This is a genomic window from Nostoc sp. (assembly GCF_036919615.1).
Taxonomy (GTDB): domain Bacteria; phylum Cyanobacteriota; class Cyanobacteriia; order Cyanobacteriales; family Nostocaceae; genus Nostoc.
This window is the reverse complement of record NZ_JBALCN010000102.1, coordinates 79,533-99,317: the sequence shown is the minus strand read 5'-3', so window position 1 is coordinate 99,317 and position 19,785 is coordinate 79,533. Positions and strand designations below refer to the sequence as shown.

General features: G+C 44.9%; 15 protein-coding genes. 9 read left to right on the top strand and 6 right to left on the bottom strand.

The window, feature by feature from the left end; genetic code table 11:
- Positions 1–164 precede the first annotated feature (164 nt).
- From V7K48_RS32055 to V7K48_RS32045, 3 genes are all read right to left on the bottom strand, one after another.
- Complete coding sequence (locus V7K48_RS32055; protein ID WP_335078941.1) at positions 165–2,267, bottom strand: NAD(P)H-quinone oxidoreductase subunit 5; 2,103 nt, start codon at positions 2,265–2,267, stop codon at positions 165–167.
- Positions 2,268–2,466: 199 nt separating this feature from the next.
- Positions 2,467–2,853, bottom strand: a complete 387-nt coding sequence (locus tag V7K48_RS32050) for a thioredoxin family protein (protein WP_335078939.1) — start codon at positions 2,851–2,853, stop codon at positions 2,467–2,469.
- 417 nt (positions 2,854–3,270) lie between these two features.
- Complete coding sequence (locus tag V7K48_RS32045) at positions 3,271–3,993, bottom strand: NnrU family protein (RefSeq protein ID WP_335078937.1); 723 nt, start codon at positions 3,991–3,993, stop codon at positions 3,271–3,273.
- Between the two features lie 212 nt (positions 3,994–4,205).
- Between V7K48_RS32045 and V7K48_RS32040 the strand changes: the two genes are divergently transcribed.
- The 8 genes from V7K48_RS32040 (at position 4,206) to V7K48_RS32005 (ending at position 15,370) form a co-directional block, all read left to right on the top strand.
- Positions 4,206–5,219 carry a LysR family transcriptional regulator gene (locus V7K48_RS32040; RefSeq protein WP_335078935.1) on the top strand — a complete coding sequence of 338 codons (1,014 nt, stop codon included), beginning with the start codon at positions 4,206–4,208 and terminating at the stop codon, positions 5,217–5,219.
- A 438-nt stretch (positions 5,220–5,657) separates the two neighbouring features.
- Complete coding sequence (locus V7K48_RS32035) at positions 5,658–7,055, top strand: serine/threonine-protein kinase (protein WP_335078933.1); 1,398 nt, start codon at positions 5,658–5,660, stop codon at positions 7,053–7,055.
- 25 nt (positions 7,056–7,080) lie between these two features.
- Positions 7,081–8,157: a PstS family phosphate ABC transporter substrate-binding protein gene (locus V7K48_RS32030; protein ID WP_335078931.1), complete on the top strand. Its 1,077-nt coding sequence runs from the start codon at positions 7,081–7,083 to the stop codon at positions 8,155–8,157.
- A 65-nt stretch (positions 8,158–8,222) separates the two neighbouring features.
- The gene (locus V7K48_RS32025) at positions 8,223–9,623 is read left to right on the top strand and encodes an ABC transporter substrate-binding protein (protein WP_335078929.1); all 1,401 of its coding nucleotides are present in this window, start codon (positions 8,223–8,225) and stop codon (positions 9,621–9,623) included.
- A gap of 569 nt (positions 9,624–10,192) precedes the next feature.
- Positions 10,193–10,816 carry a PEP-CTERM sorting domain-containing protein gene (locus V7K48_RS32020; RefSeq protein ID WP_335078927.1) on the top strand — a complete coding sequence of 208 codons (624 nt, stop codon included), beginning with the start codon at positions 10,193–10,195 and terminating at the stop codon, positions 10,814–10,816.
- A 168-nt stretch (positions 10,817–10,984) separates the two neighbouring features.
- A complete protein-coding gene (locus V7K48_RS32015) occupies positions 10,985–13,057 on the top strand; it encodes a phospholipase C (RefSeq protein ID WP_335078925.1) in 2,073 nt (690 codons plus the stop codon).
- A 96-nt stretch (positions 13,058–13,153) separates the two neighbouring features.
- Complete coding sequence (locus V7K48_RS32010) at positions 13,154–14,131, top strand: hypothetical protein (RefSeq protein WP_335078923.1); 978 nt, start codon at positions 13,154–13,156, stop codon at positions 14,129–14,131.
- 192 nt (positions 14,132–14,323) lie between these two features.
- Positions 14,324–15,370, top strand: a complete 1,047-nt coding sequence (locus tag V7K48_RS32005) for a PstS family phosphate ABC transporter substrate-binding protein (RefSeq protein WP_335078921.1) — start codon at positions 14,324–14,326, stop codon at positions 15,368–15,370.
- A 78-nt stretch (positions 15,371–15,448) separates the two neighbouring features.
- Here the strand turns inward: V7K48_RS32005 and V7K48_RS32000 are convergent, their stop codons facing one another.
- The gene (locus tag V7K48_RS32000) at positions 15,449–16,168 is read right to left on the bottom strand and encodes a Crp/Fnr family transcriptional regulator (RefSeq protein WP_012412419.1); all 720 of its coding nucleotides are present in this window, start codon (positions 16,166–16,168) and stop codon (positions 15,449–15,451) included.
- A 525-nt stretch (positions 16,169–16,693) separates the two neighbouring features.
- Between V7K48_RS32000 and V7K48_RS31995 the strand changes: the two genes are divergently transcribed.
- On the top strand, positions 16,694–17,365 hold the full coding sequence (locus V7K48_RS31995) for a DALR anticodon-binding domain-containing protein (protein WP_335078919.1): 672 nt from the start codon (positions 16,694–16,696) through the stop codon (positions 17,363–17,365).
- 180 nt (positions 17,366–17,545) lie between these two features.
- Here the strand turns inward: V7K48_RS31995 and V7K48_RS31990 are convergent, their stop codons facing one another.
- Positions 17,546–18,415, bottom strand: coding sequence for a Cof-type HAD-IIB family hydrolase (locus V7K48_RS31990; protein ID WP_335078917.1), 870 nt, complete (start codon positions 18,413–18,415; stop codon positions 17,546–17,548).
- A 315-nt stretch (positions 18,416–18,730) separates the two neighbouring features.
- Positions 18,731–19,438: a PEP-CTERM sorting domain-containing protein gene (locus tag V7K48_RS31985; RefSeq protein ID WP_335078915.1), complete on the bottom strand. Its 708-nt coding sequence runs from the start codon at positions 19,436–19,438 to the stop codon at positions 18,731–18,733.
- Positions 19,439–19,785: the final 347 nt, after the last annotated feature.

Genomic DNA, 19,785 nt, shown 5'->3' with positions numbered 1-19,785 from the left:
AAAATTTTGTCATCTTTTCAGACTCAACTCTCAATTCCTCTCTACGCCTCTGCACCTGTACGTGAAACAAATAACATGTAGTTTACTTACCTGAAAATGCCTGGATCACAAAATTCAAAAAATAAAATAATGTAGGGGTGGACAACCGTCCACCCCCATGAAAATTAGGTAACACCAAAGACAATCACTAAGCCCAAAACCGCCCCAAACACAATCAAGGCATAGAATTGAGCGCGACCGTTTTCTAGGTACTTCAGACCTTCACCGCTAACAAGGGTGAAAAAGCCTGTGAGGTTAACAGCACCATCAACAACGCGGAAGTCAACTTCCATAACTTGTCTAGCTAGGCGACGCAAGCCGAGGACAAAAACCCGATGGTAAATGTCATCAAAGTACCACTTGTTGAGGGATAACTCGTAAAGTGGTTGGATTTTAGCAGCGATCGCAGCCGGGTCAATTTTATGGCGCAAATACATCAGCGAAGCCAGAGTAATCGCAATCAAAGAAATTCCGACTGAGGCACCCGCCATAATGTAGAATTCCGTCGGATTGAACTCGGAAGCCTTTTCTATAACTTCAGAGAGAGTTTCACTAGGAGGAAAGATAAACTCTTCAAAATAATTGGCGTAGGGAGTTCCCACCAAACCAATCAAAATCGAAGGCACAGCCAACAGTGCCAACGGCAGGGTCATCGTCCACGGCGACTCGTGGGGGGAGTCGCTGTGATGCCCGTGGGAGTCGTGGGAGTCATGATGCTCACTAGTTGCCGCCAATTCTCCTTTCTTCATCGCCCCAGGCCCAAAATTCGGGACTGGTTCTTCTGACTCTAATTCCAGGACAATTGTCGCCGCAGCCTTCTTGAGTTTTTGCTTGATTTTCTCGTCATTACCCCGGAATTCGCCTTCAAATGTCGAGAAGTACATCCTAAACATATAGAAAGCCGTAATCCCAGCAGTTAGCCAGCCGATAAACCAGAGAAGTGGGTTCGCCTCAAAAGCTTTCCCCAGAATTTCATCTTTTGACCAAAAACCAGCAAAGGGGGGAATACCAGAAATTGCCAAGCAACCAATCAAAAAGGTAATTGACGTGATCGGCATGTACTTCCGCAGTCCACCCATCAGCCGCATATCTTGCGCTAAAGCGGGGTCGTGACCGACGACACCTTCCATGCCATGAATTACTGAACCTGAACCCAAGAACAGCATTGCCTTAAAATAGGCGTGGGTCATCAGGTGGAATAGTCCAGCACTGTAGGAACCTATTCCCATTGCCATCACCATGTAACCGAGTTGGGAAATGGTGGAGTAAGCCAAGCCCTTTTTGATGTCGTTTTGGGTAATCGCAATGGTTGCCCCCAAAAACGCCGTGAACGCCCCAGTAAAGGCAATGACGTTCATTGCGGCTGGGACGTGTTCAAATACTGGGTACATCCGGGCAATCAGGAAAACACCCGCCGCCACCATCGTTGCCGCGTGAATCAAGGCAGAAATGGGCGTGGGGCCTTCCATTGCATCTGGTAGCCAGACATGGAGGGGGAATTGGGCTGATTTCGCCACTGGCCCTAAAAAAACTAAAATCGCAAACAGGACAGCGAGAAAATTGCTGATAGAACCTGATTGGACAAGTTGGGCGAGGCGATCGCCCATAACATTAAAATCAAAGCTTCCTGTTGCCCAGAACAGCCCCAAAATGCCGAGTAAAAGACCAAAGTCGCCCACGCGGTTGGTCACAAACGCTTTTTGAGCGGCATCTGCTGCTGACTTGCGATCATACCAAAAGCCGACCAGCAAGTAGGAACACATCCCGACCAGTTCCCAGAATATATAAATCTGTACTAGGTTGGGGCTGACCACCAGACCTAACATTGAGGAGCCAAACAAACTGAGATAGGCGTAAAACCGGACGTAACCTGGATCGTGAGCCATGTAGCCATCGGTGTAAACCATGACTAAGCAGGCTACCGTTGTCACAATCACCAGCATTAGGGCTGTCAGGTGGTCAATAGTGTAGCCCATGTTCAGGTGAAAATTACCTGCTGCCGCCCACTCCAAGGTGCGGATATAAGGCGCGTGTCCTTGAATTTGACTCCATAGCAAGGCAAACGACAGCCCCATCGCTGCTCCCATTAGGGAGATAATCACCACAGCGTTAAGCTGCCGTAGGCGGTTTGTCACCTGATTCAACGAGATTAACCCTAGACCGACCAGCATTGCCCCAAAAAGAGGTAACACCGGAATCAGCCAGGCATACTGATAGATTACTTCCATCACTGACGCCTACTTTTAGAATTCTTGACTAGCGTGTCGGAACTGTTAATAATTGTGACACACACCCTTTAGGATAAAATAACCCACCCAAGGGTGATTGGGTGGGGTGTTAAGCATGGTTTTAGATTTGCCGAGAATAGCCCTAAGTGGTGAGTGCCAAGTCGTGAGTTTAATTATTACTCACGACTTGGCAGTCTCTTCAGGCTGACCGACACTCTAAATCCATTGTTTTTGAACTCTTGTAGATTTTCGGGCAATTGCTATAGCTAGCTTTAATGTCTTCTAAAGCTAGACGTAAATCTTCTCTGCCGCGAAAGCTTTCCAAGCGATGGCAAACATTGCCATTTTCAATCAATAGTAAAGTTGGCAGTGACTTTAGTCTATAAGTAGTAGACAATTTAAAATTTTGATCGGCATTAACCCCAACCAATTTAATTTCTTCCCCACATTGGGCTTGAAATTGCAACAACAGTGGGTGAATAACCCGACACAAGCCACACCAAGGTGCTTCAAAATTAACTAAAACAGGAATAGGAGATTCTAAAACTTCTTGAGTAAATGTCCGCTCACTAACCGACAACACCATGACGCCTCTTGGATTATAGGGTTTTTATATTAAACTAGCTATCTGCACTGAAGTGAAGGATTGGCAAGCCTGTAACTGCGGTATAGATGCTTTCAGGACAAAAATCTCAGGACACAGAATAATTAAACAAAAATTGAGCGCATTGATGTGTCTCTGACAAAAAAGCCAGCGCTACTTTCACGGTGGCTTTTTTGGCTTTTAAACTCCTGATTGCCGTCTCTACCTGGGAATTTGACTGAATTTGCCACTTACTCCCAAGGAAATACAACGGGCCTTCAACTACCAATATAAAATCTCAAGCTAATTGAATGCACCCCCACTGAATAAATGTTTGAATTTATCCTACATTAATTTGGGGGCAATTGATAAGCTGAAATTTTCATCTATTTGGGATTTTCTGCTGACAGTGGGGATCGCCTAGATTTCCCATCTTATCCTACTAGTTGCTTCTAACAACAGAGGGTGCGACCACCAAAGCAAAGCTATAAAAATGGCAACTCCCAAATAGGCAGGACGGAGAAATTCCTGCCATTTGAGAGATTGACGCCCGTCAATAATTGCTTTAAAGGGAATAATTGAAGTCCGCTGTTTGGCAATTTCAAAAGCTTCCCCATAGCGATGCACAAGGCGGCGATCCCCGTGCCAAATCCCAAACAAGTGATGCAACACCAATCCAATGGAAGTCACAAGGGTAAAGGTAGTACCCAGCCACAGAGTATGGGCAATACACCAAATTATTTGTCCCACCATCTGGGGATGACGGGTAATCCGAATAATTCCTGTTTCGTAGAGATGAACTTGGGGCTTTTGAATGGCAGCAATTTCTAGTAGATTGAAGGTAGCAGGATATAAAAACAAGAACGAGATTGCTGACAGCAGCCAAACAAATTCTTGCACTCCTAGTACCCCTTGTACCTGCCAAAGTTGTAAACCATCATAGCGGTGCCCAAAAAAGTAAATAATTAATATCACAGCCAAGGGTAGGCTGACTAATGCAAAGAGAATGCGATAAAACCTTGGACCAATATATTTTTCTGCCCAAGGGCGTAAAGCAGCGCCTCCACTGTGAGCGATCGCAAAAGCTAATTCTAACCCCAGTATGACAAAATGACTGGGGGTCAACCAAGGAGTCAGCATCATATACACGGATGGAGTAATTTAAAGAAAACTTAATTCAGTACAACCAATACCACAAAGTATTCAAAAGGAGACTTCAGTCAAGATGTTGTGCTACTGTCTTTTTCGAGTCAAGCCTTCAAGTTTAATATCCAACAAATCATGCTTGGCTGATTGCTGTCAAAGCTGATTTGTTGCGTGCATCCGCTCCTTTAAAAGTTTGTGGGTTGAGTTTTATGTCTGACCTTCCTTTCACTTTAGATCAGTTACGTATTTTAAAAGCGATCGCTCAAGAAGGAAGCTTCAAGCGTGCAGCTGATAGTCTTTACGTTTCCCAACCTGCCGTGAGCTTGCAAGTCCAAAATCTCGAACGGCAGCTAGATGTCCCATTATTCGATCGTGGAGGACGACGCGCTCAATTAACCGAAGCAGGGCATTTACTCTTAAGCTACGGTGAAAAAATCCTCAGTCTGTGTCAGGAAACCTGTCGTGCGATCGAGGATTTACAAAATCTCCAAGGCGGTACTTTGATTGTCGGTGCTTCTCAAACCACCGGCACTTATCTTTTACCTAGAATGATCGGTATGTTCCGACAAAAATATCCAGATGTCGCAGTGCAATTACACGTCCACTCAACTAGGCGAACTGCGTGGAGTGTTGCTAACGGACAAGTTGATCTGGCGATTATTGGCGGTGAAATTCCCGGTGAACTATCAGAATCTTTAGAAATTCTTCCTTACGCTGAAGATGAACTAGCGCTGATTTTACCTGTCTTTCATCCCTTTGCCAAACTTGAAAAAATCCAAAAAGAAGACCTGTATAAATTACAATTCATTGCCCTAGATTCCCAATCGACTATCCGCAAAGTAATTGACCAAGTACTAGCACGCTGTGAGATTGATACAAGGCGTTTGAAAGTTGAAATGGAACTAAATTCCATTGAAGCAATTAAAAATGCTGTGCAATCTGGTTTGGGGGCTGCCTTTGTTTCAACTAGCGCCATCGCTAAAGAGTTACAAATGGGTGTTCTGCACTGTGCCAACATTGAAGGCGTCGTCGTCAAACGGACACTGTGGCTGATTTTTAATCCTAATCGCTATAGATCCAAGGCCGCAGAAGCTTTTAGTCAAGAAATTTTGCCCCAATTTGCTAACCCAGGATGGAATCAAGATGTGTTAACATTGACACAAAAAAGCATGGTGGTAACTACATTGGATGCAGCAACGTCTACCTCCTCCCGCGAAGTCTAAAATCTGGTCATTAGTCGTTGAAGTTCTGTACCCTTCTCTTCTCTACAATAGGCTGCGCCAAGGAGACACTTTCAGCGAACGGGAAGGCTAGCCAAACGCTCTGGTGCAGACGCGCAAAGGACGCGGACTCGAAAAGGCTGCGCTATCGGCAAAAGTCGGCGCTCATACTTCTTTTTTTGTCATTTGTTCTTTGTTGTTTTGAAAATGACCAATGACCAAATAATTCGTAATACCCTACTGTAAGGCTGCGCCTACGTAATTCGTAATTATACCTCGTAGCTATAAGCACTTTTTGCCGTAGGCAAGCTAGGGGTTTGACATCAGGAAAAAAAAGGTTCCTGTTATTCTTAAATAAATTTAGTTTCTATGTAACCTGAATGAATTACGAATTACGAATTATCAGTTACGAATTATTTTGATTAATGACTAATCACGAAAATGGAAGTTTACTGTACTCGTCCACGTTGCCCACGCCCACAAAACTATTTTGCTGATTTAGACGATATTACGATGCTGAAAACAACGCAGCAAAAGTACTGTATTACCTGTGGTATGCCACTGATGCTAGATGGTCGATATGTACCCATGAAGCTGCTGGGAAGGGGGGGATTTGGAGCAGCCTTTTTGGCACGCGATCGCCGAATACCAGGAATGCGTCAATGCGTGGTTAAGCAGTTTCAACCAGTAGGGAATTTAACCTCAACTCAATTGCAACAAGCGCAGCTGATGTTTGAGAGAGAGGCAGAAGTTTTAGCACAGCTTGGTAATGATCACGAGCAAATTCCTGACTTGTTTGCCTTCTTTCCAGTGATAGTTAATAGCTTGCAACCAGGACAGCAAGACCAATTTTTTTACTTGGTACAAGAATACATTAATGGGCAAAACTTAGAGGAAGAATTAGTTCAAAATGGCAAATTCTCTGAACAGCAAGTGTTGGAAGTGCTGCAAGAAATCCTGAAGGTGCTAAAGTTTGTCCATAATCGAGGCATTATCCACAGAGACATCAAACCCTCTAACATCATGCGCCGTCGTGATGGTAAACTTTTCTTACTAGATTTTGGCGCAGTTAAGCAAGTAACAAACGCTGCACTTGGTTCTGCTGCTTTTTCCACAGGAATTTATTCTATGGGATTTGCACCACCTGAGCAGATGGCTGGGGGTCAAGTATTCCCATCTACAGACTTATACGCATTGGCTGTAACTCTTATTACCTTATTGACAAATCAGGAAGCAGTTCAACTATTTGATGCCTATAGCAACCAGTGGAAATGGCGAACGCAAGTGAGTGTTAACCCTCGCCTTGCTGATATTTTAGATAAGATGCTGCTACCTGCTGCTAATCAGCGCTTCCAGTCAGCCCAGGAGGTTTTAGATGCACTTAACTCACAGCCTCTAGCCCCGACACAACTTAATTCGCCTTCTATAACACTTCCCCCACAACTACCCAAAGGTTCTAGTCCCGTCGTCCCCCGCCCACCAACTCAACCAGCGTTTTCTACAGTGGAATTATTAGGTGGGGCGGCATTTAGTGGGTTTGAGGGGGCATTGATCGCGATCGCCCTCTTCAGTTTAGTAAAATCACCAATAATTACTTTAACTACTTCTGCCCTGATTTTAGGTATATTAATTTTTGCCCAAACCAGGCGGTGGATTGAAAAGTTTGATTTATTAATTATTCCAACAATTAGTTTTGCGATTATTTTTTTTCTCCCCTTTTTACAGGGGGGGCTTGGCATTCAGGCAGTAATTGTTTTAGCAGTTGCAGCAGGCTTAGTAGCCATTTCACTCACAGCCGTATTTCGACTTATTTATAAATTATTATCTCTGTTACTTTAAAAACTCCTGGTGCTAACAGCCACCTATGTCTCAGAAAAACGAAACACTTAGCCTTTTCTTAGCCGCTGTGATCACCATTGGCTTAATCTTTGGTGGCTTATGGTTTTTTATGGAACGGTGGGCACAACTAAATAAACCTGCTGCTAACCAGTCGGAGAATAGCAATCCCAGAGATGCCATTTCTGTTCCTAAGCCTATAGAGACTAGCAAGACAAGTAATATCATCAGCAAATGTGACGTGCCAAACCTCCCAGAGGGGACATTCAACTATGGTGGTAGCACAACCTGGGCACCCATCCGTAAAAACGTAGACTCTGTACTGCCAAGCCTCTGTCCTCGGTTTATTTTACGCTACACTCAACCTCCGTCAGGTCAACCAGGATCTGGAACTGGTATTCGGATGTTGATAGATAATCAACTAGCTTTTTCTCAATCTTCTCGCTCAGTTAAAGCTGAAGAAAATGCCGAAGCTAAACAAAAAGGATTTAGTTTGAAAGAAATTCCGGTGGCGATTGATGGGATTGCGATCGCAGTTAACCTCAATCTCAACATTCCTGGTTTAACTGTTGCCCAACTCAAAGACATCTACACGGGCAAGATTACTAATTGGCAACAGGTGGGTGGGCCAAATTTACCAATTACAGTCTACTCTCGTAGCAAAGAAGCTGGGGGTACAGTGGAATTCTTTGTCGAAAATATTTTGAATAAAGAAAATTTTGGTGCCAACGTTAGTTATGTTGACACAACTACTGAAGCAGTACGAAAAGTAGCTGCAAGTCCTGGCGGAATTTACTATGCTTCTGCTCCAGAGGTTGTACCTCAATGTATGATTAAATCCCTGCCACTAGGGCGCACAAGCAGTCAATTTGTGCCTCCCTACCAAGAACCCTTTGTACCTCTATCTGAATGTCCCACTAAGCGTAATCAGTTGAATACTCAGGCGTTTCGTAGCGGTGACTATGCAATTACCCGCAATTTATTTGTAATAGTTAAACAAAATGGTCAAACAGATCAGCAAGCTGGCGAAGCTTATGCAAATTGGCTGCTGACACCTCAGAGTCAAGAACTGATCGAAAAGGCTGGATTTGTCAGACTTAAATGATCAAAGCGGTTAGATTTAGCCAAATAATCAAATAATAAACATTTTTACTTTATTCAAATTTGTTCATGTCACAAAAGAATGAAACCACAGTTTTAGCCTTGGCCCTGTTGCTGACAGTTGGAATAGTTGGCGGTGGTTTTTGGTGGTTTACTAATGGCTCTGGGGTCAAAATTGGTAATACCATCATTCCAAATCAGGAAACAGGCAGCAATCCATCCCTACAAGATCGGATTAGTTTTGGGGAAAAAACTTTGACTCCAGGTGACATTTCTTCAGTTAAACAAGAAGGTGTAAAGGCGATCGCTGCTAAAAGTTATGATCAAGCGATCGCTAATTTCACCGCTGCCCTAAAACTCAACCGTAACGATCCAGAAGCATTAATCTTTCTTAACAATGCCCGCATCAGGTCTTCCAAAAATTACACCATTGTGGCTTCTGTACCAATAGGCACTGACCCCAATACTTCTTTAGAAATTTTACGTGGCATAGCCCAAGCCCAAAATCAAGTTAATAGCTCTGGAAGAGTCAAGGGAGTGCCTTTGAGGGTAGGGATAGCTAACGACGACGACAATCCAGAAGTAGCCAAGCAAATCGCTTCCAACCTAGTCAGCAATTCAGAAGTATTAGGTGTAGTTGGGCCGAATACTAGCGATTCCACTTTAGCCGCAGGTACTATTTATACTTCTGGACAACTTATAGCCATATCTCCTACCAGCACATCTGTAAAAATTTCCAACTTCAGCCACTACGTTTTTCGCACGGTTCCTAGTGATTTTATGGCTGCTAGAAGTTTAGCCAACTACATGGTGAGAACCTTGCATAAAAAAAATGCAGTGGTTTTCTTTAATTCTCAAAGTAACTATAGCCAGTCTTTAAAGTCGGAATTTGTTTCATCTGTTTCCCTAGAGGGTGGACAGGTATCCAGCGAATTTGACTTATCCAAGGCGGATTTTAGTGCGGCTAAAAGCGTAGAACAAGCAACTAAGCAAAGTGCAGAAGTGTTGATGTTAGCAGCTAACACTGAAACTCTGGATAAAGCGCTGCAAGTAGTTCAGATTAACCAGAAACGATTAACTCTACTGGCGGGAGATGATGTTTACACCGTCAAAACTTTAGAAATTGGCAGAGAACAAGCTGCGGGGATGGTAGTGGCAGTTCCCTGGCATATTGATAGCGATCCTAAGTCAGATTTTCCCCAGAAATCTCGACAGTTATGGCACGGTGATGTGAGTTGGCGAAGCGCCCTTAGCTATGATGCCACTGTCGCTCTGATTGAGGCATTAAAACGCAATCCCACACGAGCAGGAGTCCAACAAGCACTCTTCTCCTCTGACTTTTCTGCCACTGGCGCTTCTGGTACAATTCGGTTTTTAGCATCAGGCGATCGCAATGCGCCAGTCCAACTTGTGAAAATTGTTCCTGGTTCTCGCTCCCGCACTGGTTATGACTTTGAACCAGTTCGATAACCATCGAAGAAAGGCAGAGAGCAGGAGGCAGGAGGGTTTTAGCCTACTACCGCAAGTCAAAAGTCAAAAGTCAAAAGTCAAAAGAAATACAGCATAAACGTTTCGTTGATTTTAAATGGGTTGTTTATTTCCGCCGCGCTGTACTAGTTTATCTTTCTTTACCTTACTTATCTGCTATCCAGATTGTCTGAATGCTTTTTTCTCACTTGTGAGAAATCGGGGTAATACTGCCATGACTATTTAATAAACTTTGCTTTTCCTTAACTTTTCATTAATTTTCAGGTAACAAAATACAGAAGTGGGGATTTTTAGCACCTGGTGAGGTAGTGCAATCTTGAGGTTTTCCCAAGTGTGTAACTGCTGAACCCAGAGGGCTAATGGACGAGTTGTTTAATACCTTGTCCTTTGTGGGGAGAATCAAGAATAATTTGATGCGATGGAAATTGTACCAAATTATGGGTGCAGTCATTTCTGACTTCTGGATTTTTCTTTATACCTTCAAGCCTAGCCACAGCAGTGTTTTCACTTTGGCTTTATTTTGGTGTGCAAAGAACGCACTTTTCTAAACTATGGGCAAAAATATTAACAGCAAACTTATGCTGAGTGCAAAACCTTTAAAAAGGTTATCGCAAGCAACTACTACCGCAGCGCTTGGTTTCGCTATGCTTGCAGCTATTGGTATAGATCCTGCCCAAGCTGTCAATTTGAAAACACTTAATATTTCAGGAAATTTTGCTCCTGCGACTCTTGATGGTTCAGTAGGGCTACCTGTGAATTTAGCAAATGGTTCTTTTAATGGGACTTACACAGTGGATGTGGATCAATTACCCGCTTCCAGTTCTTTTGTAGGTTTGACAAGTTGGACTGTCAATTTAGTCAATAACAATACTGTTTTGCGAACATTATCCAACAGTTTTGCTGGCAATACAGCTTACATTCAAGAGAACATACTTGCTTTTGCAGACGCAGGCTTATTGACAAAGCAAAACCATGATTTGTACAGTTTAGAACTATATTTTGACAGAAATTTCACTGGTATAGGTAGTACCAATGATGGAAAATTTCTGGACAACAGTAACCTGGGAAGTGTCCAAAACTCGGACATTACTGCCGTTATTTTTGCTAAAAGTGAGCCTGTTCCTGAACCTCAAACTTTTGCTGGAACAGTAGTTGTTGCTACTATCTGTTTGTAGCTGAAAAGAAAGCAAAAAGCTCAAATAGCGGCATAATTTTGCTTTTGCTCAAAGGTGTTAAGTTCTTCTGAATTTCGGAACCAATAAAGCACGGCGGAAGCCAAATACCTATTTTAAATCAATCAAATGCTTGCGGTATATGAATAAGAATTACCAAGGAGATGTGCTTTGAAACGATTTACAAAGTTCTATTTTGCTCTAACACTCTTGCTACTACCGTCCTCAATCATACCGTCGATGTTTCTCGGCTCGGCGATCGCAGAGGATGCCTCTCGACATGAAGCATTGCCAGCAAACTCAACCGTCACAACTCAGCCAAATGTAACGCCAGACGTGACACGATACTTAAATGATCCGCACAAGGAACCCAAGCTGCCGCCAAAGTTACTCACGAAACTGCTTCACGAGCGGATCAAGTATGTCTTCGTAATTTTTAACGAGAACCACTCCTTCGACAACGAGTATGGCACGTTGCCCGGTGTTAACGGACTCTACTCAGATGGACAAAAGCCTCGTGACCCAAAGAAAACGCCGGGTTTCACCCAGACCTATACGGATGCTAAAGGCGTGACCGTCACGCTTGAGCCATTCCGGCTCGGGCCTGAGCAGAACTCCAGCGTCGTTGACAGCGTTGACCACTCACACACCGGACTTGCAACCAAGCTCCACGTTGTGAACGGCAAGCCACAGATGGATCAGTTCGCCTCCGACGAGTACACACGCTTCGCATCGAAGGGTGGAGCAGCCAACATTGCTGAGGGCAAGCAGTTTGCCCGCCTTGTCATGTCGCACATCGACTGCGACACCATTCCGTTCTTCTGGAAGTGGGCTAGTCGCTTTACGGTCTTTGACAACATCTTTGCAACCGAAGACACGCCCTCAACCCCGAATGCGGTGGCGATGATCGCGGGGCAGTCGGGTGAAACACAATGGGTCAAGCACGGTTCGAGCGGCAAATCTTACACTGTGGGCAGCCATACTGGGACGACGCAGGGTGTACCCCTGGTCAACGATCCACAGCCCTTCTATGGCTCCCAGTTCGACACAACGACGGACAACAAGCAACCTGCTGGCACGAAAGAGAGCTACGCCGATAGCAACATCTCCTCGAACCTGACCTTCGCCAGTCTGCCGCTCACCTTCCAGGGGCGCAATATTCGGTCGGTCTTGGCTGGTAACAGGAATCCTTCATTCGATCTAGCCGACATCCAGCAGGATATCCCTTATATCCAGCAACTCCGAACTGAGCCTGTCAATTGGCGCTGGTATCAAGAAGGCTACGATCTCGAACCAACCGATGCTAACGGAGTTGCCTCGCACAATGCCTATGTCACGCATCACAACGGTGCACAGTATTTCGGCTATATCGCCAACACGCCGGAGGTGAGCAAAAATCTCCGTGGGCTGAATGACTTTTTTAGCGACATAGCCAAAAATACGCTGCCCAAAAGTGGCGTGTTCTACATTCGTGGTGGCTACACGAACCAGCAGGGGTTGAAGCCACCGATCACGAACCCCAACACACCCGCAGATGAGATCGCCGCGATTAATGCGGCGAAGTCAGGCGATGATGATCATCCGGGCTACACTGATCGCCAGCTCAGCGAAGCGATGGCGGCCAGGGTGATCAACGCGATCGCCTCAAATCCGAAGCTTTGGCAGCAGAGTGCTATCATCATTACCTACGACGAGTCCGATGGTTTCTACGACCATGTGCCACCGAGGATCTTGTCCTATGGCCCTGACGGGCTGCCACTCTCCCGTGGTGTCCGTGTGCCACTGCTTTTAATCTCACCCTACGCCCGGACGCACGCCGTCTCACACGTCGAGGGCGATCACAACTCGGTGATCGAGACGATCAACACGATCTTTGGTTTACCTGCGCTTGCCAGCCTGCCCGATGAGGCACAGGCACTTGCTGCTGGCAACTCCCCACGGTTCAACAAGTTCGGGCCGCCAGGCTTTGAGCAGAAGTACCTCGGCCCACGGGACATCAATTCACCGATCACCGACAGCCTACTGTCAGGCTTCGATCCGAAGCGCCTGCTCGGTGTCTCGCCGCCACTGCCAGCCTCGTTTGCGAAGATTCCAGACAGCGTTGTAAATACACTACCGCACTACGGTGGGCAAGGTTGTCGGGCGATCGGAGTCACGCCGGAGGACAAGCGCCAGGGGATAGTCAACAAAATCCCCAAGGGCTTCAACTCACTACCAAGTACTTATCCAGCGGCTAACCCTTAAAGTGCTGAGTGCTGAGTAAAGAAGTGGGGAATCTCACTTCCTTAATTCAGCACTCTTCAAATATGTCCATTTTTCGACATTCCCTGAGGAGAATTCATGCGCTTCATCTTAGTCTTGCTGACTCTGCTTGGTGTCAGCTGCTCGATTTACAGCGCTGAGGCGGGTTCGGTGATCAAACGTGTCAAGGAACACAATGTGGTTCGCTGTGGCAGCGTCGAGCGGACAGGTCTGGCAACTGAAGCCGAGCCAGGAGGCTGGAGTGGTCTCAACGTCGACGTCTGCCGGGCGATCGCCGCCGCCGTGCTAGGATCTGCTGACCGCATCCAATATCATGAGTACGAAACGCCGAAGGACTTCGATGCTGTGCGTAACCAGCAGGACGACGTATACTTTCTCACAGGAGCGGAGATTGAGGAGCAAAAGTTGGCCGGTAAACTGCTGCCTGGCCCTACTATCTTCGTAGAATCCAATGCGGTGATGGTGGCGTCCACCTCGGCTGCACAGCACGTCAGCGACCTGGCCAAAGAAAGCATCTGCTTCATGATTGGCAGTTCGGTCGAGCGGAGCCTGACGGCTTACTTCGGTGCACTCCACAAGAACTGGTTCCGTCGGCCGTTCTCTGAAGACGGGGAGATGATCGATACATACAACGTCCAAAATTGCCAGGCGATCGCTGGTGAGATCACGACCCTTGCAAATATCCGCCTCGACCCTGGGGTTAACCGATTATCGAGCCGTATCCTCCCGGAGCCACTAACGACCTTTCCGGTGATCGCTGCAACCGGAACTGAGGACGCCCAGTGGTCGGCGATCGTCACCTGGACAGTGGATACATTGATCAACGCAGAAAGACCGGAAACACCCTGGTATGCGGGCGGTGCTGGGGTGATGCCGGTCTTTGCACCAGAACTGGGTCTCGACAAGGAGTGGCAGCGCCGTGTTCTTGCATCTCTAGGCAACTATGGCGACATCTTTGATCGCCATCTAGGGAAAGGCTCCCAACTCAAGCTCGACCGCGGATTAAATGCGAACCATTTCCGTGGAGGACTTCTTCTGAGTCCGTTCCTCGATTAATTTCAACTCAGTATAAAAGTGTCAGACAAAGTTTTTGGCTGTTTTCAACTAATACCTTCACTTCTAAAGTAGTCACAAGTGAGGATTTATCATAATTCGTTAATAAAACACCCGTCCTCCAAATACAATCTCAAGTAGCAAGCACCTATCAAGTCAAGCACTTATATTGAATGGACGCACGGGTAATTTACTATGTCCCAAAAAAATGAAACAACTATTCTTGTATTATCCATCCTAATCACGGTCGGGCTAATAGCTGGCGGTTTTTGGTGGTTTACTAGAAAGTCTGGTCTTGACCTAAATACAATTAATTCTGGTAACACCAAAACACCCCAAACTGGATCAGAACAACCTAGTGGCAAGACTTTCACCTCAGTACAGGATGTTCCAACAGGATTATTCAATTACGGAGGCAGTACATCTTGGGCGCCGATTCGACTAATAGTTGATCCAGTAATTCAAGCGGCGCGACCAGAGCTTCGGCTGCGTTATGTAGAACCCAGCAGTGCATCTCCTGGTTCTGGTACTGGTATCCAGTCGCTGATAGACGGTCAATTAGCTTTTGCTCAGTCCTCCCGACCAGTTCTAGATCCGGAGTTAAGCCGTGCCCAGCAACGTGGGTTCAGTTTGAAACAAATCCCTGTGGCAATTGATGGTTTGGCATTTGCAGTTAACCCCAATCTTAACGTCCAAGGACTAACGTTAGACCAGTTAAAGTCAATTTACACAGGCAAAATCAATAATTGGAGCCAGGTGGGCGGCCCCAATATTCCAATTAAGCCCTATTCTCGTCGCATTGCTGATGGCGGTACGGTCGAACTTTTTGTCCAAGACATCTTGGGTGGTCAAGCTTTCAGCCCGAATGTGGAATTTATCTCCACAACCACCCAAGCCTTGCAAAAATTGGCTGATAGTCCTGGTGGTATCTATTACGCTTCTGCCCCAGAGGTGATTCCTCAATGTTCAATCAAACCCTTGCCGTTGGGGCGGACGCAAGGGACATATATTACTCCCTACCAAGAACCATCTGTCCTCCCGTCTGAATGTCCTGGTAAACGGAACAAATTGAACATTGAGGCTTTCCAATCAGGAAAATACCCGATTACCCGTAATCTGTTTGTGGTGGTCAAACAGAATGGTCAGAATGAGCAGCAAGCAGGTGTCGCTTACGCCAACTTACTGCTGACTGAACAGGGACAGGAACTGATTACCCAAGCAGGGTTTGTCAAAATTCGCTGACAGGAGCAATCGCCTCGGGTGGGACGTAACCCATCGCACTCAGACAGAGTGGCGGAAATCGCCGCTCTGAACTGTGCTTTAACCAGCTCTATTAATCGATTCTGCTGGCAAGCAAATGAGATTATCCCCTTGAGTGAGGATTAAGCCACGTTGACGCAGCTTGCCCATCAAGCGGGTGACGGTAACACGAGTAGAACCAATCGCACTACCAATTTGGGCATGGGTGAGGGGGAAGGGCAGACAATAACCGCGAATCACATCAGGATCAGTGTCGCTCATTGCTGGCTCTCCATATTCCTCAATTAACAATGTGAGAAATCCTAAGAGTCGGTCAATTGTGCGGCGTTGTCCCAAGGCACTCAGCCACAGCAGCTTACGCTGGTGCTGATACCTAAAGGCATCCATTACTTCGCGACGGAAGTGAGGCCAATTGTCTAAGTCGTGCCAGTACATCCACAGCACCGCAGTTTGGTCAACATGGGCGTAAGCCTGGAGTGTGAATGGTGATTGGGCAACAATTTCAAATGGCTGTCCCGCTCCCACAAAACCCAAGAACGCTTCTTCTGGGGTTCTGTTGATTCGTCGAGACGTTAGCTGACTAGCAGTCGCACTAACTTGTGCGGTTCCTACCATGCGGATTGCACCCCTTTGCACCAAATACAGCAATCCAGGTCTGGCTGGAATGCGCTCATCTTTGCTAAAGGTGCGGCAGCGGTAGTGTTCTTGAGCCCAGTCAAGAATTCGTTGCCAAGTCAAAAAAGGCCGTGATGCCTCAGAAAAGGAGGATGGAGATTGCATAGGTAACAAAGAGCGTTCGGCTGAAGACAAAGACGTAAATAAAAAGGTGCAAGGAGTGTCTTTGTGTTGGCGAGGCAGGCTTAACGCCTAACAGCGCCAGCCAATCCAAAGAATAGAAAGCAAAATACTCTCTACTCTTTTGTTATACTTCCTACTGTACAATGATGGTAGTAAAGTTTACTTACTATTCATCGATTATTCATCAAATTTTATCCTCTTCTCATTTTTCTTCATCTGAATTAAATTTATCTCGTAAGATAGATGACAGAAAATTAACAAATAAATTTTACATGATTATTTAAATAAAATTACGTGCATTATAAATTACTAGCAAGCAAATATACGTCAGTAAAACAGCTAGTATACAGCTATTTGCTAAAAATACTAAGTATTAATACTATTAAGCTAGATAAAGCACGCATAAAAGACGAAAAAATTCCTCTATACAAAGGTAGAGATGATAGTAGAGTTTTATATATCTCAGGTGTAGCTTTACATCTGTCAAAATCTCAGAATCGAAAAGCTATGGAGCTTGCCAATGCGATCGCCTCAGATATCTCAGGGATCTGTGAGGACGTTTTTAGCATCAAAATAGTTCCCCCTGGTTGGATACATTTTGAATTGACTCACTCCACGTTAGCGACTTGGTTACAAAGTCTTGCAGTCGTAAGTTCAGGGGGAGAGGGGGAGCAGGGAGCAGGGGGAGATGAGGGGACAATTGATGCCCCATGCTCAGTGCCCAATTCGTTGTTTGCTGTTCAATATGCCCATGCACGTTGCTGTTCGCTAGTGCTTCTGGCTCACCGAGAGGGATTGATTAAACTTAGAGAACCAGTTCCAAATAGTAGTCCAGTATTTTGGAGTGTTAGCGCTCCCAACCCCATACCTTGGCTCACCAGTGATGGAGGACTGCGGCTAAATCACCCAGATGAGCGTCGTCTCATTGGCGAGTTAGTGCAAGTGGTAGATAACATAGAGTGCCCTGATATTAGTGGTTCTGTGAAATGGGAAAAAGTAGCACTGAATTTGAGCCAAGCTTTTGAAAAATTCTGGTCTAATTGCCGGATTTGGGGTGAGGTGAAAATTACCTCACCTGAGCTAGCCCAAGCCAGACTTGGATTGCTGATGGCTACTCAGTCAGTATTAAGATATGTCCTAAAGGAAAACTTGGGGGTTTTTGCGCCCTTAGAGTTATAAATCAGTAATGTCTCTTAGGTAAAAAATAAAAACTTTTATATAGCTATTGACTCAATGCATCACCTCAGCTACATTAGCAGGTGTGTGAGGAGCGAACCAGCTAGGGCACCGAGACGAAACACGGCCAGTCGTCGGTGTCCTTTCTGATTTATATGGTTTAGGTTTGGAAAAGTGCTCTGACTACAGCAAAAACTTTTCAATTGCTACTGCTGCTCCATCTTCCTCTACACTAGGAGCTACCCACTGGGCGATCGCTCGTACTCCTGCTGGTGCGTTGCCCATAGCTACACCAAGTCCAACAGACTCCAGCATTTCCAAATCATTGAAGTTATCGCCAATAGCCATAACGTTGGCTATCTGTAATCCCAGCAATTCTTCGGCTAGGTAACGCACAGCAGTTCCCTTATTCACAGAGGCGTTAGTTACTTCAAAAAAGGTAGCAACAGATGTTGTGAGATAAAGTTCAGCAGGTGTGTATTGGCGGCGCAAATTCCCCAATAGCTGATCAATCACATCAGTGTCATTACATAAAGCGAGAATTTTTGTCGGTTCATTGGTTAAAGTTTGGCGCAAATCACCTACAGGAATCGGGATAATACTAGAACGTTCTGCATAAATTTGGGTTTCTCTAGTTAACTCACGGACGTATAGCTGATCATTGATGTAAAAGTGGACAGATAGGAGCGATCGCAACTCAGGCTGTTCAAAATAATCTATTAGCTGGTGGGCGATTTCCCTGGAAACAGTCCAATGGCGATGAATTTTTTGGGTGATCGGGTCTTGAATCCAGGCTCCTTGATAAGCCATTAATGGTAGGGTAGAACCAATGTCTTGGTGAAAGCGTAAGGCTGAACGATACATGCGACCTGTAGCGATCGCCACTTGAATTCCTCGTGCTTGGGCTGCTACAATAGCTTGCTTTACACCTACACTGATGGTGTTAGAGTGTCCAGCGATCGTGCCATCTACATCCAAAACTAGTAGTTTAATGTCTTTTGCAGCAGCCTGATTATCACTAGATGCCAAATGTGTGGCAGATGCTTTCTGCATAATTTCCTAGATTTTAAGTTCCAGTAAGAGGTTAACAGGCTATAGCGACCAGTGGAGAGCAGTAGCAAAAATTGGGATCTTTAGTCAACCCAATTTCCCTACCATGAGGATGCTGAGTCAATATACATATAATTAACTTCATATCAATAATATTTACTGTGATTCCCAAAAATAGTATTTTTTAGATATTGTTAAAAATTCTGACTAATAGTCGCAACAAAAAAACCCGATTCTCAAAAAAACCGGGGATTTTAATTAAAATTAGATAAACTGACCGATAGATGGAATGGGAAAAACTTACTTATTCAAAAAAGTTTATGAGTTGTCCACCTTGATCCGGCTTTTTTTGCGTTGTGACAACAGACAAAGCCCAGCAATTAAACCAACTCCTAATGTGGCAGAGGGTTCAGGTATTGATTTAACATCATCGTAGTCATAAGTTACTTTGATATTTGCTTTGGCAAGTGTTTCAACATAAGATGCTATGTTGCCCGACCCCGTAACTGCTGAGGTGGCTGAAGCTGAGAATAAAAAGTCTATGTTGCTATTACCAATGAAAGACTGCAAGAATTGGGTATTAGTGAAAGACTGAGTGCCAGATTGTGTGGCAGTTAAGTTAGAAACAGTCTTTCCAGATGTGCCACTATAATCAGTGTTGCCGTCATATTTAGCAACTTGGTAACTGTAAATATTTTGTGGATTGAGCGCAAATAGAGACTGATTATTTAATTCTAAGCTGAGTTGACTAGCAAGCTTTACTGTCACTGGAGTTGAAGTTTGACTCCTGTTTTCAAAACCTGCATTTCCAAGTAGATCACCACTAAATCCTATAGTTACACCCTTAAGTATGCCTAGAGACGAGTCAAATTGTTGGATACTCAGAGGTGCATCAATGATATTTGTAAAATTGTAATCAATGGAACTACTGTACGAGAGAGAAGCTGCATTAGCTGCTCCAGATGTTGCAACAATTCCTGCCAAAGTTGTGGCAGCAGCTAGAGTGTTGAATAGTTTTGTTGTCATGAATAGAAGATGCTTTTCTCAAACGAATCATTACAGGATTGCTAACTTATTTTTAACTTTTAAATTTTGCTTATAGGCTTGATAAATATACGTAAACTTGTATAAAGTTTTTATATTTAAATTCTTTCAATAAGTATACCTTTGTGTAGGTATGTATAAAATTTTGTGAAAGCAAAGAGACCTTGATAGTGGTCATCATGTGTCGAAATATTAAGTTAGTTTTTGTTTGTTCCTGAGAATTGAATTCTGGTAAGCAGTTCAATCTAATTAAACACAAAACGCTCAGGAGATAGATCCCCAACTTCTGGTGAGAAGTTGGGGATCTGATTATGAAGTCGGGGATCTGA